At 63.0% G+C, this 20,811-nt stretch carries 18 protein-coding genes; 12 read left to right on the top strand and 6 right to left on the bottom strand.

The window, feature by feature from the left end:
* Nucleotides 1–37: 37 nt before the first annotated feature.
* Nucleotides 38–1,060 carry a LacI family DNA-binding transcriptional regulator gene (locus tag V7S54_RS17185; RefSeq protein ID WP_065375395.1) on the top strand — a complete coding sequence of 341 codons (1,023 nt, stop codon included), beginning with the start codon at nucleotides 38–40 and terminating at the stop codon, nucleotides 1,058–1,060.
* 32 nt (nucleotides 1,061–1,092) lie between these two features.
* Complete coding sequence (locus V7S54_RS17180; RefSeq protein WP_065375484.1) at nucleotides 1,093–2,055, top strand: 2-hydroxyacid dehydrogenase; 963 nt, start codon at nucleotides 1,093–1,095, stop codon at nucleotides 2,053–2,055.
* A gap of 44 nt (nucleotides 2,056–2,099) precedes the next feature.
* Here V7S54_RS17180 and V7S54_RS17175 read toward each other — a convergent pair whose 3' ends face one another.
* Complete coding sequence (locus V7S54_RS17175; RefSeq protein WP_065375483.1) at nucleotides 2,100–2,858, bottom strand: gamma-glutamyl-gamma-aminobutyrate hydrolase family protein; 759 nt, start codon at nucleotides 2,856–2,858, stop codon at nucleotides 2,100–2,102.
* Nucleotides 2,859–3,288: 430 nt separating this feature from the next.
* Between V7S54_RS17175 and V7S54_RS17170 the strand changes: the two genes are divergently transcribed.
* The 6 genes from V7S54_RS17170 to V7S54_RS17145 all read left to right on the top strand — a co-directional run bounded on the left by V7S54_RS17170 (nucleotide 3,289) and on the right by V7S54_RS17145 (nucleotide 10,428).
* Nucleotides 3,289–5,598 carry a putative bifunctional diguanylate cyclase/phosphodiesterase gene (locus V7S54_RS17170; RefSeq protein WP_336408640.1) on the top strand — a complete coding sequence of 770 codons (2,310 nt, stop codon included), beginning with the start codon at nucleotides 3,289–3,291 and terminating at the stop codon, nucleotides 5,596–5,598.
* A 229-nt stretch (nucleotides 5,599–5,827) separates the two neighbouring features.
* Nucleotides 5,828–6,601, top strand: a complete 774-nt coding sequence (locus V7S54_RS17165; protein ID WP_065375393.1) for an N-acyl amino acid synthase FeeM domain-containing protein — start codon at nucleotides 5,828–5,830, stop codon at nucleotides 6,599–6,601.
* Between the two features lie 236 nt (nucleotides 6,602–6,837).
* Nucleotides 6,838–7,062, top strand: coding sequence for an aa3-type cytochrome c oxidase subunit IV (locus V7S54_RS17160; RefSeq protein ID WP_065375392.1), 225 nt, complete (start codon nucleotides 6,838–6,840; stop codon nucleotides 7,060–7,062).
* A 399-nt stretch (nucleotides 7,063–7,461) separates the two neighbouring features.
* A complete protein-coding gene (locus V7S54_RS17155) occupies nucleotides 7,462–8,607 on the top strand; it encodes a Re/Si-specific NAD(P)(+) transhydrogenase subunit alpha (RefSeq protein ID WP_065375391.1) in 1,146 nt (381 codons plus the stop codon).
* On the top strand, nucleotides 8,607–9,017 hold the full coding sequence (locus V7S54_RS17150) for an NAD(P) transhydrogenase subunit alpha (RefSeq protein ID WP_065375390.1): 411 nt from the start codon (nucleotides 8,607–8,609) through the stop codon (nucleotides 9,015–9,017). The genes V7S54_RS17155 and V7S54_RS17150 overlap by 1 nt, the downstream gene beginning before the upstream one ends.
* Before the next feature lie 10 nt (nucleotides 9,018–9,027).
* Nucleotides 9,028–10,428, top strand: coding sequence for an NAD(P)(+) transhydrogenase (Re/Si-specific) subunit beta (locus V7S54_RS17145; RefSeq protein WP_065375389.1), 1,401 nt, complete (start codon nucleotides 9,028–9,030; stop codon nucleotides 10,426–10,428).
* A gap of 117 nt (nucleotides 10,429–10,545) precedes the next feature.
* On the opposite strand, the gene V7S54_RS17140 is transcribed toward V7S54_RS17145, so the two are convergent.
* From V7S54_RS17140 to rpsU, 3 genes are all read right to left on the bottom strand, one after another.
* On the bottom strand, nucleotides 10,546–11,022 hold the full coding sequence (locus V7S54_RS17140; RefSeq protein WP_065375388.1) for a DUF992 domain-containing protein: 477 nt from the start codon (nucleotides 11,020–11,022) through the stop codon (nucleotides 10,546–10,548).
* A 248-nt stretch (nucleotides 11,023–11,270) separates the two neighbouring features.
* Nucleotides 11,271–12,158: a tetratricopeptide repeat protein gene (locus V7S54_RS17135; protein WP_065375387.1), complete on the bottom strand. Its 888-nt coding sequence runs from the start codon at nucleotides 12,156–12,158 to the stop codon at nucleotides 11,271–11,273.
* A gap of 364 nt (nucleotides 12,159–12,522) precedes the next feature.
* The gene (gene rpsU / locus V7S54_RS17130; RefSeq protein ID WP_012709405.1) at nucleotides 12,523–12,735 is read right to left on the bottom strand and encodes a 30S ribosomal protein S21; all 213 of its coding nucleotides are present in this window, start codon (nucleotides 12,733–12,735) and stop codon (nucleotides 12,523–12,525) included.
* 323 nt (nucleotides 12,736–13,058) lie between these two features.
* Here rpsU and V7S54_RS17125 point away from each other — a divergent pair, with 323 nt between their 5' ends.
* From V7S54_RS17125 to soxG, 4 genes are read left to right on the top strand one after another with little or no spacing between them, the layout of a single operon-like run.
* A complete protein-coding gene (locus V7S54_RS17125) occupies nucleotides 13,059–14,312 on the top strand; it encodes a sarcosine oxidase subunit beta family protein (RefSeq protein WP_065375386.1) in 1,254 nt (417 codons plus the stop codon).
* Between the two features lie 10 nt (nucleotides 14,313–14,322).
* On the top strand, nucleotides 14,323–14,643 hold the full coding sequence (locus V7S54_RS17120; RefSeq protein WP_065375385.1) for a sarcosine oxidase subunit delta: 321 nt from the start codon (nucleotides 14,323–14,325) through the stop codon (nucleotides 14,641–14,643).
* Nucleotides 14,640–17,633 (top strand): sarcosine oxidase subunit alpha, encoded by a 2,994-nt coding sequence (locus V7S54_RS17115; protein WP_065375384.1) that lies wholly within the window; start codon nucleotides 14,640–14,642, stop codon nucleotides 17,631–17,633. The genes V7S54_RS17120 and V7S54_RS17115 overlap by 4 nt, the downstream gene beginning before the upstream one ends.
* Nucleotides 17,626–18,177: a sarcosine oxidase subunit gamma family protein gene (gene soxG / locus V7S54_RS17110; RefSeq protein ID WP_065375383.1), complete on the top strand. Its 552-nt coding sequence runs from the start codon at nucleotides 17,626–17,628 to the stop codon at nucleotides 18,175–18,177. The genes V7S54_RS17115 and soxG overlap by 8 nt, the downstream gene beginning before the upstream one ends.
* 103 nt (nucleotides 18,178–18,280) lie before the next feature.
* Here the strand turns inward: soxG and V7S54_RS17105 are convergent, their stop codons facing one another.
* Both V7S54_RS17105 and glgX read right to left on the bottom strand, forming a co-directional pair.
* Complete coding sequence (locus V7S54_RS17105) at nucleotides 18,281–18,769, bottom strand: MaoC family dehydratase (protein ID WP_065375382.1); 489 nt, start codon at nucleotides 18,767–18,769, stop codon at nucleotides 18,281–18,283.
* A gap of 74 nt (nucleotides 18,770–18,843) precedes the next feature.
* The gene (gene glgX, locus V7S54_RS17100; RefSeq protein ID WP_065375482.1) at nucleotides 18,844–20,808 is read right to left on the bottom strand and encodes a glycogen debranching protein GlgX; all 1,965 of its coding nucleotides are present in this window, start codon (nucleotides 20,806–20,808) and stop codon (nucleotides 18,844–18,846) included.
* Between the last annotated feature and the right edge of the window lie 3 nt (nucleotides 20,809–20,811).

Genomic DNA, 20,811 nt, shown 5'->3' with positions numbered 1-20,811 from the left:
GCGCGGCCGGGGGCGGAACAGGGCTACAGGGGGCATCGTGGCGCAAAAGGTCAAGCTTTCGACGATCGCGGAAACACTCGGTCTTTCGACGGCAACGGTATCCCTGGCTCTGCGCGACAGTCCTTTGGTGGCGACCGTCACCCGCGACAAGATCAAGGAGCAGGCGCGCGCTCTCGGCTATATCTACAACCGCCGCGCCGCCAGTCTCAGAACATCCCGCTCCGGCATCATCGGCGTCGTCGTGCACGACATCATGAACCCGTTCTACGGGGAAATCCTGAAGGCGATCGAAGCGGAGCTCGACCGCGACAAGCAGACCTTCATTCTCTCCAACCACTACGATTCGGTCGAAAAGCAGCGCGATTTCATCGAGACGCTGCTGCAGCTCGGCGGTGATGGCGTGATCATGTCGCCGGCGATCGGTACGCCGCTGGAGGACATCCAGCTCGCCGAGGACAACGGTATGCCGGCGATCCTGATCGCCCGTTCGATCGAGGGCGTGGACGTGCCGATCTTCCGCGGTGACGACGCCTACGGCATCTCGCTTGCCACCAACCATCTGATCGGCCTTGGCCATCGCTGCATCGCCATGGTCGGCGGCACCGACCAGACGTCGACCGGGCGCGACCGCTATCAGGGCTATGTCAACGCGTTGCGCAAGGCCAATATCGAGGTCGATCCGGAGCTGCGCATCCCCGGTCCCCGCACGAAGCAGGGCGGCTTCGAGGCGGCGGTGCATCTGCTCTCCCTGCCGCAGAAGCCGACGGCAGTCGTCTGCTGGAACGACCTGGTGGCGATCGGCATGATGAACGGCATCGCCCGGGCCGGCCTGGTGCCCGGCGTCGATATCTCTGTCACCGGCTACGACGACCTCGAAGAGGCGTCGATCGCGACGCCGGCGCTGACCACCGTCTGGAATGGCCAGGCCGATGTCGGCCGCAGTGCGGCCCGCGCGCTGCTCGACAAGCTTTCCGGCAGCCATGAGCCCGACGGCATCCATCTGATCAAGCCGGAAATGCGCATCCGGCAATCGACCGGTCCCTTGCGCGTCATCGCCTGAGACCTCCCTCCCGACAGGAGCTGCCCATGTCTGTGAACCGCACGCGCGTTCTCGTGCCCGGAAAGATCAACCAACGGGTCATCGATCGGTTGGCAGAGCAGTTCGAAGTTGTCAGGATCGAGAGTGCCGATCCGGCATTGGTGACGCCTGATATGCAGGATGTGAAAGCGGTTGCCGTCGCCGGCCGGTTGCCCGGTGCCCTGATGCAGGCCCTGCCGCAGCTCGAGATCATCGCCAATTTCGGCGTCGGCTACGACGGCGTCGAGGTCGCACATGCCGCCGCCAAGGGCATTGCCGTCAGCAATACACCGGACGTCCTGACCGAAGAGGTGGCCGACACGGCGGTCGGTCTTCTGTTGAATACACTCCGGCAATTGCCTCAGGCAGAACAATGGCTGCGCCAGGGACGCTGGAGCCGTGACGGCGCGTTCCCGCTGTCGCCCTTATCGCTGCGCGGCCGAAGCGTCGGTCTTTACGGCCTCGGCCGCATCGGTCTTGCGATCGCCAGGCGGCTGGAAGCCTTCGGGGTGTCGATCGCCTATCACACCCGCAGTCCGCGCGAGGGCCTGCCCTATGCCTATCATCCGACGCTCGTCGGCCTCGCGGCGGCGGTCGATACGCTCATTGTCATCGTCCCCGGCACCGAGGCGACGCGGCATACGGTGAATGCGGAGGTTCTCGTGGCGCTTGGCAGCAACGGCGTGCTGATCAATGTCGGCCGCGGCTCGACTGTCGACGAGCCGGCGCTGATCGCGGCGCTTCAGAAGGGCGTGATCGCCGGCGCCGGGCTCGATGTTTTCGAGAACGAGCCGCAGGTGCCGGATGCGTTGCTTGCCTTGCCGAACGTATCGCTCCTGCCGCATGTGGCCTCGGCCTCGGTGGTCACACGCAACGCCATGGCCGATCTCGTCGTCGACAATATCGCAGCCTGGTTTGCGACCGGAAGGGCCTTGACGCCGGTGCCGGAAACGCCGTTCAGCCGACGCGCGATTTGACATCCAGCGTCGTTGCCTCGGGCGGCGATGCGGAAGCCGTGAAGTCAGGCGGCCATGCGGCCGGCGGCATAGGTCCTGACAGCATCGCCGAAAGCCCTGAACAGACTGGCCGAGGGGGTGTCGGTGCGCACCCAGTATTCCGGATGCCATTGTACGCCGACGGCAAAGGCCTTCGCGCCGATCACCGAAACCGCTTCGATCGTGCCGTCGTCGGCGACCGCTTCGACAGCCAGACGCGGAGCAGCGGCGCCGATCGCCTGTCGGTGTAACGAGTTGACGCGAATGCGGCCGGCGCCAAGCACGGGCGCGAGGCAGCTCCCTTCCTTGACGATGACGTCCTGGCGGATGCCATAGGCAACGTCGAGTTCCTTCACGTCGGGCTTGCGGTGATCCCAAATCCCCGGCTCGTCCTGGATTTCGCTCGCCAGCGTGCCACCGAGTGCGACGTTCAGTTCCTGAATGCCGCGACAGATGGCGAGCAGCGGCACGCCGCGCTCCAGCGCCCGGCGGATGAGCGGCAGGCTGGTCGCGTCGCGGCCTGGATCGAAGGGACCATCCGTGTCCTTGGCTTCCCGGCCATAGAGCGATGGATGAACGTTCGAACGGGCTCCGCTTGCAAGCACGCCGTCGACGCGGTCGAGGATTTCGTCGATGTCGTTGCCGGTTTCGAGCGCTGGGATGAGGAAGGGCATAACGCCGGCGCCTTCGACGGCGGCGCGCACATATTGATGGGCAACGACATGCCAGACATTGCCGTCGAATTCGCGGAAATCGCAGGGGATGGCAACGACAGGTTTCGACATCATCAGGCTCCGTACTACGCTTACGAAAAGCCTTGCCTTCAGATGCGGATGAAAGTCAACTGAGAACGTAGTGAGCGTGATCGCCGCGCTGATCCAAGGCGGATCGGCAGTGAACACGATCTAAGAACGGCAAGAAATCGCAGGTAATTCTTTAAGTTCGAGTAACCATCCTGCACGCAAATTTGGGATCGTCCGCCAACATCGCAGAATTGTCGAAGTTGCAGCCCGGCCCTTTTGTGTCGCGGATACCTATGTTTGGTTGCAGAAACCGAGTACAGTTCAGTGCGGTTCGCACTATTGAGTTGAACTCTTGGGTCTTGCCGGCACGGCCCTGTGGTTATTCTGGGATTCGGTACTTTTTTCGGGGCGTTAGACGAAATCATTCGTTAAGTCATCACCCCTAACAATCCGGTAAACCGGAGCTTGGTTCATGATGCGACTTGGACAGAGCGCTCTTCCGACTGACGTGTATCTGTCATCCGTAAGTTCGCTCTACGAACATCGCAAAACACTGGTGATCGGCATGCTGTCGCATGTCGTGACGTTCCTGCTTGTCTATTTCAAGACGAATGATCCGCTCTATCTCGCCTGTTCGGGCGTGATCTTCCTGCTCTGGGCGCTGCGCAACGTCGATATGGCGCGGTTCGACCGGCAGGATTTCTCCAATGCCGACCGGGCGATGGTCCGCAAATGGGAGAACCGCTACATCGTCGGCGGTGTCAGCGTCACGCTCACCTGCGGCATCGCCTGCGGTTATGCCATTGCCGTCAGTCAGGATTCCTTTTCCGAGCTTGCCACCATATCGGTGACGCTGGCCTCAATGATCTCGCTCGTTGGGCGCAACTACGGCTCGGAGCGGGCCGTGCTTCTCCTGTCCTCGTCCGCATGCCTGCCGATCGTGATCGGCCTGATCACGCTGCAGGACGTGTTCATGCTGGCGCTTGCCTTCCTCATCCTGCCGTTCATCCTTTCCACCTGGATGATGGCCAACAATGTGCGCGCCTTTCTCTATGAGAATGTTTTGGCGGCGCGCGAGATCGCGACGATTGCCGGCCAGTTCGACGCGGCGCTCAACAATATGACGCATGGCTTGTTCATGCTGGATGGCGACGGCCGCGTGGTGGTGGCCAATGAGCGTGCCAGCGAGTTGCTGGCGCTTGGCGACAGGACCGAACTGAAGGATTGGCTGCTCGATGACGTGATCCGGCGCGGCGCGCGGCGCATGCGGCTCGATGCCGAAAAGACCAAGGCGATCTCGCGTCAACTCGATCTTCTGCTCAAGGGCAAGCGCCCGCAGGTTTTGATCCCGGTCAGCGAGGAACTGCACCTCGAGTTTTCCGCCAGCCGCCGCGACAATGGCGATATCGTGCTGATCTTCGAGGACGTGACCGCGCGCGTGCAAGCCGACAAGCAGATTCTGCACATGGTGCGCTTCGACAAGCTGACGGAACTGCCGAGCCGCGACTACTTCGGAGAGCTGGTTGTGGCCGCCGCAAGCGGTGACGAGAACGAGGACCGGCTCGTCGGCCTAATGGTCCTCGACGTCACCGAGTTCAAGCATGTCAACGACATGCGCGGTCACATCGTCGGCGACAAGCTGCTGCAGGCGATCGCCGGCCGGTTGAAGGCGCTCGCCGGCGATGATGCGATCGCGGCGCGGCTGATGGGCGACGAGTTTGTCGTGTTCTTTCCGAACAGGGCAGAGGTGGCCGATCTGGAAGAGCGGATGCGTGGGCTGCACACGGAACTGCGCGGCACCTATGTTGCCAGCGGCTTCACCTTCAACATGACCATGAGCGCGGGCTTCGTCATCGCGTCGAACGTGGATCTGAAACTCGAAGACCTGCAGATCAAGGCGGATCTCGCGCTTTCGGAAACCAAGCTGCGCAACCGCGGCGGCTGCACTGCGTTCGAAGTCGAGATGGACGCCCGCTATGTCGACCGCCAGAAGCTCAAGGCGGATTTGCGCGAGGCGATCAATGCGCGCAGTCTGACGCTCTCCTACCAGCCGATGTTCGCGCCGAGCGGCGGCCGGGTCGAATGCTGCGAAGCGTTGGCTCGCTGGACGCATCCGGAGCGCGGGCCGGTGCCGCCGAACGTGTTCATTCAGCTCGCCGAGGAACTGGGGCTGGTCACGGAGATCACACGTTTCGTGCTCGACCAGGCATGCCGGGATTGCATGGACTGGCCGAGCGATGTGTCCGTCTCCGTCAACCTCTCGGTGCTCGATCTACGCAGTAGCGAAATCGTCACGATGGTCACGGATGCGCTTCAGGCAACCGGCCTCGATGCTTCGCGGCTGCATCTGGAAGTGACCGAAAGCTGCCTGATGGACGAACCGCTCAAGGTGCAGGCGATCCTGCGCGAGCTGCGGGGCCTCGGCATCACCATTGCCATCGACGATTTCGGCACCGGTTACTCCAGCCTCAGCTATCTCGATGCCCTGCCGGTCGACATCATCAAGATCGATCGGTCCTTCGTGCGCAACATCCGTGAGGATTCGCGCCGCTTCAAGCTCCTGCGCGGGACGGCAAATCTTGCCCGCGCCCTCGGCCTGCGCATCGTCGTCGAAGGCGTCGAGACGACGGATCAGCTGCAGCTCATCACCGAGCATAATTGTGCCGATTTGATACAGGGGTTCGTCTTCGCCGCCCCCATGCCCGCTTCTGCTATTGCAACGCTTTGCAAGAATGGTGTGCCAAAACGAGGCACAAAACCCAGCAGCAAGCGCATCGCCTGACGCTGCGATCCCAAATTCCGTTCCGTATTGACGCTGCGCATTCGGCAGCAAGCCCTTGATTAGTTGCGGCAAATGCATCCCGATTTGGTGCGCATCGCTCTAAATCAACCGAATAAATTTACGAATTTTTAGGGTTAACAAAAAGTTAACGGTGAACTGTTCCGTTTTGCGGTTGCCGCCCCATTTTCCGTCAATAGGTTAACGATTTGTTAACCATGAGGTCTGGAATATGGGTGAGACGGTTCACCAGGCGGAGCCTGGGCGTTTTTCTGAAAAGCTGATGCAATTGCTCGATCGTGTCGAATATCGGCGGGTCGAAACCGGCGAGGACATGGAGGACATCGCGCGGCTGCGTTACAAGTCCTACAAGTCCGTCAATCTGATGGAATTGACGGGTTCCACGCTCATCGACGATCTCGACTTCGACAGCCACGCCTATGTCTTCGGCATCTATCTTGATGAGAGCCTCGTCAGCACCGTGCGCGTACATCACGTCACGCCGGAGCACCGCGCCAGTACATCGGGCCTGATTTTCGGCTCCGAGATCGACGCATTCCTCGATGCCGGCATGGTGCTCGTCGATCCGGGCCGATTGGCGGTCGACCCTGACGTCATCGGCGACGAGATGCGGGCGCTTCCCTACCTGACGCTCCGCCCGGTCGCCATGGCCTGCGAGTACTTTTCCGCCGACCGTTGCCTGACGGCCTGCCGGCCGCGCCATACCGCCTTCTACAAGCGTATTTTCGCCTCCGAGACCGTGGTCGCCAAGCGCGAGAACCTGGGGGTCTACAATGCCGACGGCGCCCTGCTCGTGGCGCAGGTGAAGGGGCAGCGGCCCTCGATCCTCGACCGCTACCCAATTTTCGATTCGGAGCCTTTCGAACGCCGCATGATGTTTGTTGATCGCAGCGAGGTGCCGTTCGCGCCGCTGACGATCCTGCCGACCGCGCGCATGGCGCAAACCGGTTATGGACGCTCCTATCGAACCTCCGTCTTCCGCTAGCAGCCTTCGATGTCGACTTCAGATGGTGAGGCGCGCCCGTGCGCGCCACCCTTGCTGCCGGCCGCGACATATCGCCCCATCAGGTACTGCTAAAGGACGGGTTTTCGTTGCACCCGGCCTAAGCATTGTGTAAGGGCAGCTATAAGGGTTTTCGCGACTTTTCGCGGGAGCCATGCTTCGATTAGGAGCGGCGGCGATCAAAGGTCGCGTCGTGGCATTCAGGGAGAATATGAACGATGGCTGAGCATCATTCTGGACCGGTCGATGTGGGCGCTTCGATGGATTATCCGGAGCACGAGAAGACCTATCTCATGTTCCTGAGCGCATCGAAGTACGGCACGCTGTTTTGCGTGGCGCTGCTGATTGCTATGGCAGCCGCATTCTTCACGACGATGGGCTTCTTCTCCTCGCTCGTGCTCTTCGTTCTGCTCAACGTCGCAGGTTTCTTCTTCCTGCGCTAATCAGCGTCATCGGACCGATTGTCGAGGGGCTTGACGTTTCCTCGGCAACCGGGCGCGAGCCCGGACGAAGGTGCATGCCGTCGACTGGAGGCGTCGACGCTGCGTGCTAGAACGTAAAGATCTCCACGCCCCGGGGCATTCACTGCAACGGGACGTGTTTCCTCACTGCGTGAGGGGGAGTGGAATGCAGACCCGCGATGCCGAGCACGACTCGGCGTCGATCGGCGCCGGACCGCGCGCGGTTCGAACACCTGGGGTGTCTGTTTCCAGAATATATGTGCCTGGCACCCCAGTGCTTGGCATATGGGGGCGTGCAGGCTCAATTGGCCGCACGCTTTGCAGTCGGAGAGAATGCCCGCATTCCGGCCTTGGCTCGATTGCGGCCAAGGAGGGGGATTTGTGAGCGAGATTGTCTTTGTCGCCAAGGAAACGGACCCGAACGAGGGTCGCGTTGCCGCATCACCGGACACAGTGAAGAAACTGAAAAGCCTCGGCTTCGACGTCGTCATCGAGGCGGGCGCCGGGTTTTTGTCGCGCGTACCGGACACTGAATTCGAGAAGGTCGGGGCCCGGATCGGGACGATCGCCGACGCCAAGACGGCGGATGTCGTGCTGAAAGTGCGCCGGCCGACGACTGCCGAAATCGGCGGCTACAAGTCGGGCGCTATCGTCATTGCCATCATGGATCCCTATGGCAACGAGGCGGCAATCGCCGAGATGGCCAAGGCCGGGCTTACCGCCTTTGCGATGGAGCTGATGCCGCGCATCACCCGTGCGCAGTCGATGGACGTGCTGTCGAGCCAGGCGAACCTCGCCGGTTATCAGGCCGTGATCGACGCAGCCTGCGAATATGACCGGGCGCTGCCGATGATGATGACGGCGGCCGGCACGGTTCCTGCCGCCAAGGTCTTCGTCATGGGCGCGGGCGTTGCCGGCCTGCAGGCAATCGCGACGGCCCGCCGTCTCGGTGCAGTGGTCTCGGCGACGGACGTGCGTCCGGCAGCCAAGGAACAGGTCGCCTCGCTCGGCGCCAAGTTCATTGCTGTCGAGGACGAGGAATTCAAGGCGGCTGAAACGGCTGGCGGCTACGCCAAGGAAATGTCCAAGGAGTATCAGGCCAAGCAGGCCGCACTCGTTGCCGAGCATATCGCCAAGCAGGACATCGTCATCACCACTGCACTCATCCCCGGCCGTCCGGCGCCGCGGCTCGTTACCCGGGACATGCTGAAAAGCATGAAACCCGGTTCGATCGCGGTTGATCTTGCGGTCGAACGCGGCGGCAATGTCGAGGGTGCTGAGGCCGGCAAGGTCACGCAAGTCGAGGGCGTCAAGGTCATTGGCCATCTCAACGTGCCGGGCCGCATCGCGGCTTCCGCGTCCGGTCTCTACGCCAAGAACCTCGTCACCTTCCTGGAAACGATGGTGCCCAAGGAAACCAAGGCGCTCGCGCTCAACATGGAGGACGAGCTCGTCAAGGCGACGGCGCTCACCCATGGCGGTGAGGTCGTGCATCCGAACTTCGGCGCCAGCAAGGGGGACAAGTGATGGCGAATGAACTTCTCGACAAGGCGCTCGCCGATCTCGACCGGGCGATGGAAGCGGTCCGCACGGCGGCTGAATATGTGCCGGACGCGGCCGGCGCTGTCGCCCATGGCGCCACCGGCGGTGCGATCGATCCCTTCGTCTTTCGCCTGGCGATCTTCGTGCTGGCGATCTTCGTCGGCTACTACGTGGTCTGGTCGGTGACGCCGGCACTGCACACGCCGCTGATGGCGGTCACCAACGCGATCTCCTCGGTCATCGTCGTCGGTGCGCTGCTCGCCGTCGGCATCTCGGCCTCGGGGCTTGCTACGGGCTTCGGCTTCGTGGCGCTGGTGCTTGCCTCCGTGAACATCTTCGGCGGCTTCCTCGTCACCCAGCGCATGCTCGCCATGTACAAGAAAAAAGACAAGTGAGGCCGGCCCGATGAACGCTAACTTCGCAGCCTTCCTCTATCTCGTCTCGGGCGTGCTCTTCATCACGGCGCTCCGAGGCCTGTCGCATCCGGCCACTAGCCGCAAGGGCAATACCTACGGCATGGTCGGCATGGGCATCGCCATCGTCACGACGCTGCTGCTCGCCAAGCCGAGCTTCGGCGGCCTGATGCTGATCGTGCTTGGCCTTGCCATCGGCGGCGGCGTCGGCGCGGTGATTGCGCGCCGGATCGCCATGACCTCGATGCCGCAGCTCGTCGCGGCCTTCCACTCGCTGGTCGGTCTTGCCGCCGTCATGGTGGCGGCTGCCGCCATGTACGCGCCGGAAAGCTTCGGCATCGGCACGCTCGGCGACATCCACGCCCAGGCGCTGGTCGAAATGTCGCTCGGTGTTGCCATCGGCGCGATCACCTTTACCGGTTCGGTCATCGCCTTCCTCAAGCTCGACGGTCGCATGTCGGGCAAGCCGATCCTTTTGACCGGCCGTCACTTCGTCAATGCCGGCCTGGCGATAGCGCTCGTCGTCCTGGTGATCATGCTGGTCTTTACGCAGAGCACCACCGTGTTCTGGCTGATCGTCGCACTGTCGCTGGCGCTCGGCGTCTTGATCATCATTCCGATCGGCGGCGCCGACATGCCGGTGGTCGTGTCGATGCTCAACTCCTATTCGGGTTGGGCCGCGGCCGGCATCGGCTTCACGCTCGGCAACCTGGCGCTGATCATCACCGGTGCGCTGGTCGGTTCATCCGGTGCGATCCTGTCCTACATCATGTGCAAGGGCATGAACCGGTCGTTCATCTCGGTCATCCTCGGCGGCTTTGGCGGCGAGGCGGCGGCAGCAGTCGCCGACGACGGCGTCCAGCGCACCGTCAAGCAGGGCGCGGCCGACGATGCGGCGTTCCTGATGTCGAATGCCTCCAAGGTGATCATCGTGCCGGGCTACGGCATGGCCGTTGCCCAGGCACAGCATGCGCTGCGCGAACTCGGCGACCAGCTGAAGGCTGCAGGCGTCGACGTGAAATACGCGATCCACCCCGTTGCCGGCCGTATGCCTGGTCATATGAACGTGCTGCTCGCGGAAGCGAACGTGCCCTACGACGAGGTGTTCGAGCTTGAAGACATCAACTCGGAGTTCGCCCAGGCGGATGTCGCCTATGTCATCGGCGCCAACGACGTCACCAACCCGGCCGCGCGCGACGACCCGTCGTCGCCGATCTACGGCATGCCGATCCTCGATGTCGACAAGGCCAAGACCTGCCTGTTCGTCAAGCGCTCGCTCGGCTCCGGCTATGCTGGCATCGACAACACGCTGTTCTACAAGGACGGCACGATGATGCTGCTCGGCGACGCCAAGAAGGTGACGGAAGATATCGTCAAGGCGCTGCACGCTTAACGCTGCTCGCATCGATCGACGAAGAGACGCCCGCCTTTCGGCGGGCGTTTTGCGTTGGAAGGCATTGGGGCATGCGACGCTTTCCGCAACAAGGCATCGTGCGTCTTCGAGGCCGATCTAGCCGGCTGGTGCCAGCGTCAGTTCGTCGATGCCGACCGCGACGTTCAGTCCTTCCTGGACCTGAACGTTGACCGGCTGCAGCATGAAGGCCTTGTTGGTACCGCCGCCGATCACCTTGGCGCCGCCGCCGACCGCGAGGCTCGCATCGGCGCCGACGCCGTAATATTCGCCGGCAAGCGCGAATTTGCTGACCGGCGTTCCGGTCTTGGCAAAGACGTCCCAGACCATCGTGCTTTTGCCTGTCTTGCCGATGTCGATTCCGATCTTGCGGATCGTGCCGGCATAGACGGCTTTCGGTCCGCCATTGGTGGGCGTGAACGTGCACATCAGGTTCTTCGTCGAGGTCACGATCATGCCGATGCCGCCTTCCGAACCGCAGACGAGGCGGCCGAGTGCGACATAGTTCTGCGCAGCGGCCGGACCGGTGGCAAGCGCGGCCAGTGCCAGCGCGGTGACGAGGGTTCGTTTGATCATGGCTTGGTCTCCGTTCTTACTGCGCCGCGCGTCCCTTGGGGCGCATGGGTCGCGGTAGTACTTCGAATAACTGCATGTCTTGCCCTTGGATCGGAGCCGATCCGAGGACACAGGCAGTGACGCCTCTGGCAAACGGATGATGGCCGGGAAGGTTCCGCTTTGGCGGAAAGGGCAGGATGGCAACCGGCACAAACGAAAACGCCCGCGAAGTGTCGCGGGCGTTTCGAGGAACATGATAGGGGAAGGACTTACGAAGCCTTGACGCGGGCAAGGCCGGCGCGCGCCGGCTCGTATTTCGGGTCGAGCTGCAAGGCGTGCGAATAGGACTTCGAGGCCTTGGCCTTGTCGCCCTTGCGCTCGTAGATCAGCGCCTGGTTGGCCCAGGATTCGGCGACCTTGCCATTGAGGTTGATCGCAGTGTTGAAGTCGGAGAAGGCGTTGTCATCGTCGCCCTGGGCGACATAGGAAATGCCGCGGCCGTTATAGGGCTCGGGCGAGCTCGGCGACAGCGAGATCGCGGTCGAGAAGTCTTCGATCGCCTGACCGTGCTGGTTGCGCGCCTGGTAGATCAGGCCGCGATTGTGATAGGCGCGGGGATCGGTCGTGTCGAGCTGGATCGCCTTGTTGAAATCGTTGAAGGCGGAATCGAGCTGGCCGGCCTGCCGATAGAGGTTGCCGCGGCCGATATAGGCGACGTCGTAGTTGGCGTTGAGCTGCAGCGCCATGTTGTAGTCGGCAAGTGCGGCCTGGGTGTTGCCCATGTTGCGGTGAACCAGCGCCCGGTTGGCATAGGCCTGATAGAAGCGCGGGTTCAGCTGGATCGCCTGGTCGAAATCGGCAATGGCCCGGCGGTACTCACCGGCGCGGCCATAGGCCGAGCCGCGGACATTGTAGCCTTCCGGGTCGCTCGGGTTCGAGGCGATGACGCTCGAGAGCGAGGCGATGTTTTCCTGCGAGCCCTGTTCGCGCTCGACCTTGTTGGTCATCGAGTCCGGGCCGTCGGTCGTGCAGCCTGCGAGAAGAAGGGCCGAACCAAGGAGCAGCATGGCGGCAAGCGTCGGCTTGCGCTGGTGGCGGCGAGACGCCTCATGGACAGTAAAACCGGAGACGTCCGCAGTCATGGCAGCAAGTGTCAAAGGTTGATCCCTCAAATCGACAAGGTCTCGAAAGCTATCGGCTTCCGTTCCTACAGCGCCGCGTGTCTTCATGACGCGCCAAGATCGCTGTAACACGTTGAGTTTCTGCATAATTCTGCCCTTAAATCGAACCCGATTTAAGGAACTATGCAGTAGAGCCGCTGAAACTCCCCGCGGGCTCCGCAGCCGGGCTTCATCGTGCCTCGGCAAGCCGTCCGGTCATACGATCCGGCCGGCCATCCGTCACCGGCAGCGTCGTTCACGCTAGCCTGTCGGCGGAAAAGATGTCCATACCAAAAAAAGGCGGTGGCGATATTTCGCCCCCGCCACGACTTACATCGGAAAGCGTCGAAAAAACGACAAATCAGCGGGCCAGGAGGCCTTCGCGCTGTGCACGCTTGCGTGCCAGCTTGCGGACGCGGCGAACGGCTTCAGCCTTTTCGCGGGCGCGCTTCTGGGACGGCTTTTCGTAGAAATCACGCATCTTCATTTCGCGGAAAATGCCTTCGCGCTGCATCTTCTTCTTGAGAGCGCGGAGCGCCTGATCAACATTGTTGTCGCGGACAAGTACCTGCACGTGAATCCCGTTCCTTGGTTCGAGTTGTTTGCAGCTCCGTCAGGTGCCGGAGGCAAAAGAATGTCATTCGCTAAGCTGGAAGCTTTACGATTAGAGGAGCGGATACCAGATCATCAGGCGAAAGTCCAGCGACGACATGAGGAAGCGCTGAAAAATCCTGGGATGCGGGGGCGGCACCTTTTCCCGCCCCGGAAGTAACCGATCGGCGACCATGTCGCAACTGCGCGCAAGTCCACGCAATTGCGTCGCAAAAGAAACGTTGCGCAGGCGTCGGATTTGCGATTTCTAACGCCAATGAGAACGGGGTTCATGGAGTGAGGCCGATGCGCAAATATTCAGTTTTCGCCGTGGCGCGCGAGGCGTTGCGCGGCCACAAGGGGTGGGCCCCGCAATGGGCGTCGCCGGAGCCGCGCAAGGAGTATGACGTCATCATCATCGGCGGCGGTGGCCATGGCCTCGGTGCGGCCTATTACCTCGCCAAGGAACACGGCATCACCAATGTCGCGGTGCTGGAAAAGGGTTGGATCGGCGGCGGCAATACCGGCCGCAACACCACGATCATCCGGTCCAACTATCTCTATGAAGAGAGCATGGACATCTACGAGCATTCGCTGAAGCTCTGGGAAAACCTGTCGCAGGATCTGAACTACAACGTCATGTATTCGCCGCGCGGCGTCATGATGCTGTCGCACAACATCCACGACCAGCAGTCGTTCAAGCGCCATATCAATGCCAATCGCCTCTACGGCATCGACAATGAATGGCTGACGCCGGAACAGGCCAAGGCCTATTGTCCGCCGCTCGATATCGCCAAGACCGCGCGCTATCCGATCAATGGCGCAGCCCTTCAGCGCCGTGGCGGCACCGCCCGGCACGACGCGGTTGCCTGGGGCTATGCCCGTGGCGCCTCCGACCGTGGCGTGCACATCATCCAGAACTGCGAAGTCACCGGCATCCGTCGTGACGAGAGCGGCCGGGTGACCGGCGTCGACACCAATCGCGGCTTCATCGGCGCCAAGAAGATCGGCGTTTCCGCCGCCGGCCATTCCTCGGTGCTGATGCAGATGGCCGACGTGCGTGTGCCGCTGCAGAGCCAGCCGCTGCAGGCGCTGGTCTCCGAGCCGCTGAAGCCGATCTTCCCCTGCGTCGTCATGTCGAACTCGGTGCATGCCTATATCTCGCAGTCCGACAAGGGCGAGTTCGTCATCGGCGCCGGCACCGACCAGTACAATTCCTACTCGCAGACCGGCGGTCTGCAGATCATCACACACACGCTGGATGCGATCTGCGAACTCTTCCCGATGTTCCGCCGCGTCAAGATGATGCGGCAGTGGGGCGGCATCGTCGACGTCACCCAGGACCGCTCCCCGATCCAGGGCGTGACCCCAGTTCCGGGCCTGTTCCTGAATGCCGGCTGGGGGACGGGCGGCTTCAAGGCGACGCCGGGCTCGGCCAATCTCTTCGCCCATCTGATCGCCAAGGGCGAGCCGCACCGTCTCGCCGCCGGGCTGACGCTGGAGCGGTTCCGCACCGGGCGGCTCATCGACGAGGCGGCTGCCGCCGCCGTTGCGCACTGAGGATTTCGAGATGCTTCTGATCTACTGCCCCTATTGCGAGGAAGAGCGCTCCGAGCTCGAATTCCGCGGTGCCGGCGACGCCCATATCGCCCGCCCGACCAACATCGCGGACATCACCGACGAGGAATTCGAGGAGTATTTCTTCCTGCGTCAGAACCCGAAGGGTCTGATCTTCGAGCGTTGGCGCCATATTCATGGCTGCGGCCGTTTCTTCAACGCCGCCCGCGACACGGTCAGCGACCGCTTCTACACCACCTACAAGGCTGGCGAGCCGAAGCCTGACATATCAGCCATTCTTCAGAGCGAGCAGGACAAGGGAGCCGCGAAATGATGGGTGCCAATCGCATTCCAGGCGTCGGCCGCCTGACACCGGCCCGCACCGCGCGCTTCACCTTCGACGGCCGCACGCTGACGGCGCTCGAGGGCGACACCGTCGCCTCGGCACTGCTTGCCAACGGTATCCATCTCGTCGGCCGTTCGTTCAAGTACCACCGCCCGCGCGGCATTCTCTCGGCTGGCGCCGAGGAGCCGAACGCGCTCATCGACGTGTCGCGTGATGCCGCCCGCCGCCAGCCGAACGTGCGCGCCACGGTGCAGGAAGTCTTCGACGGCATGAAGGTGGAATCGCAGAACCGCTGGCCGTCGCTCGCCTTCGACGTCGGCGGTTTCAACGACCTCCTGTCGCCGTTCTTCGCCGCCGGCTTCTACTACAAGACCTTCATGTGGCCAAAGGCCGCCTGGCACGCGATCTATGAACCCTTCATCCGCCGTGCTGCCGGCCTCGGCGTTGCACCGACGGAAGCTGATCCGGACCACTATGCCAGCCGCTACGCCCATTGCGACGTGCTCGTCATCGGTGCGGGTGTTGCCGGCCTCTCGGCTGCACTTGCCGCCGCCAAGGCCGGCGCCAAGGTGATCATCTGCGATGAACAGCCGGAAGTCGGTGGTGCGCTTCGTTATGAAAACGGCACGACGATCGATGGCAAGGACGGCTGGGACTGGGCGCAGGAGACAGCCAAGGCGCTTGCCGCCATGGACAATATCACGCTGCTCACCCGCACCACCGGTTTCGGCTACTACAATCACAACTTCGTCGGCCTCGTCGAACGGGTGACCGATCACCTCGCGGCGCTCGACAAGTCGCTGCCGCGCGAGCGGCTGTGGCAGGTGCGCGCCAAGAAGGTGATTCTCGCCAACGGCCAGATCGAGCGCCACATGGTGTTTGCCAACAACGACCGTCCGGGCATCATGCTCGCTTCGGCCGGCCGCACCTATCTCAACCACTTCGGCGTCGCCGTCGGCTCGAAGGTTGGCGTCTACACTGCGCATGACTCGGCCTATGAGGCCGCCTTCGACCTGAAGCGCGCCGGCGTTACCGTGGCGGCCATCGTCGATTGCCGCGAAAACCCGGGCGAGGCGGTGCTTGCCGAAGCGCGCAAGCTCGGTATCGAAGTGTTGACCGGACATTCGGTGATCAAGGCCGGCGGCAAGCTGCGTGTGAACTCGATCAGCGTCGCCCGCAATGGCGGCGGTTCGGCGCGCAAGATCGCCGTCGACGCCCTGCTGGTCTCGGCCGGCTGGACGCCGTCGGTGCATCTGTTCTCGCAGTCGCGCGGCAAGGTGAAGTTCGATGCGGCAACGCAGCGCTTCCTGCCCGGCACCTATCTGCAGGATTGCCTGTCGATCGGCGCCTGCAACGGCACCGACGACCTGCAGGCGACGATCGACGAAGCGCTCGCCGCAGGCGAACTGACCGCGCGGGCCGCCGGTGCCGAAGGCGGAGCACAGGTGGCTCTGTCGGGTGAAAACCGCTTCGGCTGGACCGGCGGCATGATCGGCGCTGCCGAAGGCGCCGGGCCGGACACGACGGTCAAGGCCTTCATCGACTTCCAGCACGACGTCTGCGCCAAGGACATCCGCCTGGCGGTGCGCGAAGGCATGCACTCGATCGAGCACATCAAGCGCTTCACCACCAACGGCATGGCGTCCGACCAGGGCAAGCTGTCCAACATGCATGGTCTGGCCATCGCCGCAGAGGCGCTCGGCAAGGATATCCCTCAGGTGGGCCTCACCACCTTCCGCCAGCCCTATACGCCGGTGACCTTTGGCGCGATCGTCAACCATTCGCGTGGGCCCCTGTTCGATCCGGCGCGCAAGACGCCCATCCATGCCTGGGAGGAGGCGCATGGCGCCGAATTCGAGGACGTCGGCAACTGGAAGCGCGCCTGGTTCTATCCGCGCGCCGGCGAAGACATGCACGAGGCCGTTGCGCGCGAGTGCAAGACGGTCCGTGACGTCGCTGGTGTCTTCGATGCCTCGACGCTCGGCAAGATCGAGGTCGTCGGCCCGGATGCGGCCCAGTTCCTCAATCTCATGTACACCAATGCCTGGGACAACCTGAAGCCGGGCCGCTGCCGCTACGGCATCATGCTGCGCGACGACGGTTTCGTCTATGACGACGGTGTGGTCGGCAGGCTTGCCGAGGACCGCTTCCACGTGACCACGACGACCGGCGGTGCGCCGCGCGTCATGAACCACATGGAAGACTATCTGCAGACCGAGTTCCCGCATCTGAAGGTGTGGCTGACCTCGACGACGGAACAGTGGGCCGTCATCGCTGTCCAGGGGCCGAAGGCGCGTGAGATCATCGCACCGCTGGTCGAAGGCATCGATCTTTCTAACGAGGCCTTCCCGCATATGAGCGTTGCCGAAGGCAAGATCTGCGGCGTCCCGACTCGGCTCTTCCGCATGTCGTTCACGGGCGAGCTCGGCTTCGAAGTCAACGTACCGGCCGATTACGGCCAGGCGGTCTGGGAAGCGATCTGGGCGCGGGCCGAGCCGATGGGCGCCTGCGCCTACGGCACCGAAACCATGCACGTGCTGCGCGCCGAAAAAGGCTACATTATCGTCGGCCAGGATACCGACGGTACGCTGACGCCCGACGATGCCGGCCTCTCCTGGGCGGTGTCGAAGAAGAAGCCCGACTTCGTCGGCATCCGCGGCCTGAAGCGCCCGGACCTCGTCAAGGACGGCCGCAAACAGCTCGTCGGCCTGCTCACCAAGGATCCGAAGGTGGTGCTGGAGGAGGGCGCGCAGATCGTCGCCGATCCGAACCAGCCAAAGCCGATGACCATGCTTGGCCACGTGACGTCGTCCTACTGGTCGGAAAACTGCGGCCGCTCGATTGCGCTGGCCATGGTTGCCGGCGGCCGCGAGCGCCTCGGCCAGACACTCTACGTGCCGATGGCCGATCGCACCATTGCCGTCGAAGTGAGCGACATGGTGTTCTTTGACAAGGAAGGGGGTCGCCTCCATGGTTGATCAGGCAATTGCAAGCCGCAAAGCGGCGCTCACCTCGCGCGGCGGCTCGGCCGAGGCGATCCTGACGCCGGCACCGGCAGCGACGCGCATCTCGTTGCGCGCCGACACCGACGCACTGCCGGCGCTCTCCGCAGCGCTCGGCGTCACCCTGCCGACGCGGCCGAAGACCTCGGCCTCGTCAGGTCAGCGCCATGCGCTTTGGATCGGTCCGGACGAGTGGCTGGTGTTCGATGAAGGCGAGGCCGACCTGATGGCGGCGGCTGCCTCGAGCGGCACGCTGCACTCGGCGGTCGACATTTCGCACCGCAATGTCGCCGTCATCGTCAGCGGCGCGGGTGCTGGCGTGGCGATCAACAGCGGCTGCCCGCAGGACCTGTCGCTGCCGATCTTCCCGGTCGGCGCCTGCTCGCGCACGATCTTCGGCAAGGCGGAGATCATCCTCTTCCGCACGGGCGAGGACCAGTTCCGGGTCGAGTGCTGGCGGTCGTTCTCGCCCTTCGTTTTCGGGCTGCTGTCCGAAGGTGCTGCCGACGCCGGCCATTGAATGAAAAAGCCGGGACGTGCCCGCAAGAGCTTCCCGGCTTTCTCAGACCGTCTGAAAATTGTCCGCTCTGATTGTGCTGGCAGGACGCCCGGGCCATGCCGCCTCAAGCGTCGGCGGGGCGATCCTTGGGATCGAACTGGATGATCGTCTGCCACGTCGCCGTCAGCGCCGGCTTGCGTTCGCCTTCGATTTCGACGCTGACGTCATAGGTGATCATCAGCATGCTGGCGCCGCGGAAGCGGGCATCGGCCATCACGAAGTGGCCGCGCACCTTGGCGCCGCTCTTCACCGGAGCGATGAAGCGCACTTTTTCGAAGCCGTAATTGATGCCCATGGTCTGCTCGCGGATCTTCGGCAGGCAATTGTAGTTCATTGCCGAGAGCAGCGAGAGCGACAGGAACCCGTGCGCAATCGTGCCGCCAAAGGGCGTTTCTGCGGCGGCGCGCACCGGATCGACGTGGATATACTGGTAGTCGCTGGTCGCTTCGGCGAACTTGTTGATCGTTTCCTGAGTGACCGTGATCCAGTCGGAAACGCCGACCTCTTTGCCGACCAGTACCTTGATCTCAGAAAGTGAAATGTCCTCAAGCATGTGAACGCCCCGAAACAAGCCCCCCGAACGATCTATAGGCCGGCCCGGTGCAACCTGCAAGCGGTGGAAAAGCTTTAGAAAACTTCGACAAGGAAGGTAACCGAGCGCGGCGCGACATGGTCTGAAACGGCAGGTCCTGTCAGCACGGTCTGCCACTTTCCGTCGATGCTGTCAGGAAGCCTGACGGGGTGGGGCGCGTGGCTGCGGTTGATGACGACGGCAAGGCGCGTCGCCCGCTTCTGCGCGCGGTCATGGGTGGCGAGCACCATCATCAGATTGTCCGTCGCCGGATGCTCCCAGTCGCCTGTCGTCATCGGTTGCCCGTCGAGGCGCCGCCATTCGACATCGCCATTCCCGGTCAGGAATGCCGTTTGGTCAAACACGTCGAAGCGTCGGCGTATCGCCGACAACGCCGCTGTGTGGGCGACGATCTCGTCGTCCATCGCTGTCCAGTCGAGCCAGGTGATGGCGTTGTCCTGGCAATAGGCGTTGTTGTTCCCATTCTGGCTCCGGCCGCCTTCGTCACCCGCGGTCAGCATGATCGTCCCGCGGGAGGAAAACAGCATGCCGATGAGCGCCATCACGTCATGGCGGCGGGCCGTCAGGATTTCCGGATCGGTTGTCGGTCCTTCCGCACCATTGTTCCAGGAATGGTTCTCGTTGTGGCCGTCGCGGTTCTCTTCGCCGTTCGCCTCGTTGTGCTTGCCGGCGTAGGAAACGAGGTCGGCAAGCGTGAAGCCGTCATGGGCGGCGATGAAGTTGACCGTGCGCGTCCCGCTCTCGCCCCAGCGGGCAAAGCTGCCCGACGAGCCGGCGAGCGCCGTCGCCAGCGCGCCGATCGCATGGCGGTCGCCCCGCCAGTAGATGCGCATGTCGTCGCGGGCGCGGTCGTTCCATTCGAGAAAGGGGGAGGGGAAGTTGCCGAGCTGGTAGCCGCCCGGGCCGATGTCCCAGGGTTCGGCGATCAGCACGCGGTCGGCAAGCAGCGGATCGGCCGAGATCGCCTGGAAGAGCCGCGCATCGCGATGAAAGCCGCCCATGTCGCGGCCGAGGATCGAAGCGAGGTCGAAGCGGAAGCCGTCAACGCCGGCGGCATGCACGAAATGGCGCAGGCTGTCGAGGATCAGCGCCTCGACCACCGGATTGTCGCAGGCAATCGTGTTGCCGCAGCCGGTGTCGTTGATGAGCTCGCCCGGGCGATCGGTGACATGACGATAATAGGTCAGGTTGTCGAGGCCGCGCATCGACAGCGTGGTGCCGAAGCGGTCGCTTTCGCCGGAGTGGTTGAAGACGAGATCGAGAATGACGCCGATGCCGGCCTTGCGCAGCGCCTCGACCGTCTTGCGCAGTTCCTTGATACCACCCGGCACCAGCCGCGGATCGAGCGCCATCGGCGCGATCGGATTGTAGCCCCAACCGTTCCTGAGGCCGAGGGGCGGCAGGTGGCGTTCGTCGATCCAGGCGACGATCGGCATCAGTTCGACGGCCGAGACGCCCAAGCGGTTGAGATGCTCGATGATGATGGGCTCGGCCAGTGCTGCGACGGTGCCGCGCTTGGCCTGCGGGATATCCGGATGGAGGATGGTGAAAGGCTTGACGGCGACCTCGTAGATCAGGCCGCCAGCGCGGAAGAGCGGTGCCTTCGGCTTGACGGTCTTCGCCTCGGTGACAATGGCTTTTGGCACCAGATCAGCTGTGTCCTCGCCAAAAATCATCAGGCGCGGATCATGCCGGAACGGCCGGTCGAGTTCGACGGCGTAGGGATCGACCAAGAGCTTGGAGGGGTCGAACCAGAGCCCGTGGTCGGGGGAATAGACGCCATCGGCGCGAAAGCCGTAGCGCGTTCCCTTCGGGGCATCCGTGATCGTGAGACTATGCAGGTCGCCGTGCCGCAGCATCGGCAGCTGCCGCAATTGCCTGGAGCCGGTCTTGTCGAAAAGGCAGAGGTCGATACGGGCGGCGTTGCGCGACCAGACCGAAAACACGGTGCCCTCGGGCGTGACGGTGGCACCGAGGGGTGGATTTCCGATCGTCGGCATGAA

It is taken from the genome of Ensifer sp. CCNWLY38, from assembly GCF_037120565.1.
GTDB lineage: Bacteria > Pseudomonadota > Alphaproteobacteria > Rhizobiales > Rhizobiaceae > Ensifer > Ensifer adhaerens_H.
This window is presented reverse-complemented; position numbering and strand designations above follow the sequence as displayed.

Excerpts from the sequence above, each read along its gene's own strand:
- V7S54_RS17160 (WP_065375392.1), top strand. The coding sequence starts at position 6,838 with ATGGCTGAGCATCATTCTGGACCGGTCGATGTGGGCGCTTCGATGGAT.
- V7S54_RS17105 (WP_065375382.1), bottom strand. The coding sequence starts at position 18,769 with ATGCTTGAGGACATTTCACTTTCTGAGATCAAGGTACTGGTCGGCAAA.
- V7S54_RS17165 (WP_065375393.1), top strand. The coding sequence starts at position 5,828 with ATGGGTGAGACGGTTCACCAGGCGGAGCCTGGGCGTTTTTCTGAAAAG.
- soxG (WP_065375383.1), top strand. The coding sequence starts at position 17,626 with ATGGTTGATCAGGCAATTGCAAGCCGCAAAGCGGCGCTCACCTCGCGC.
- glgX (WP_065375482.1), bottom strand. The coding sequence starts at position 20,808 with ATGCCGACGATCGGAAATCCACCCCTCGGTGCCACCGTCACGCCCGAG.
- V7S54_RS17120 (WP_065375385.1), top strand. The coding sequence starts at position 14,323 with ATGCTTCTGATCTACTGCCCCTATTGCGAGGAAGAGCGCTCCGAGCTC.
- V7S54_RS17175 (WP_065375483.1), bottom strand. The coding sequence starts at position 2,858 with ATGTCGAAACCTGTCGTTGCCATCCCCTGCGATTTCCGCGAATTCGAC.
- V7S54_RS17150 (WP_065375390.1), top strand. The coding sequence starts at position 8,607 with ATGGCGAATGAACTTCTCGACAAGGCGCTCGCCGATCTCGACCGGGCG.
- V7S54_RS17125 (WP_065375386.1), top strand. The coding sequence starts at position 13,059 with ATGCGCAAATATTCAGTTTTCGCCGTGGCGCGCGAGGCGTTGCGCGGC.
- V7S54_RS17145 (WP_065375389.1), top strand. The coding sequence starts at position 9,028 with ATGAACGCTAACTTCGCAGCCTTCCTCTATCTCGTCTCGGGCGTGCTC.
- V7S54_RS17140 (WP_065375388.1), bottom strand. The coding sequence starts at position 11,022 with ATGATCAAACGAACCCTCGTCACCGCGCTGGCACTGGCCGCGCTTGCC.
- V7S54_RS17170 (WP_336408640.1), top strand. The coding sequence starts at position 3,289 with ATGATGCGACTTGGACAGAGCGCTCTTCCGACTGACGTGTATCTGTCA.
- V7S54_RS17115 (WP_065375384.1), top strand. The coding sequence starts at position 14,640 with ATGATGGGTGCCAATCGCATTCCAGGCGTCGGCCGCCTGACACCGGCC.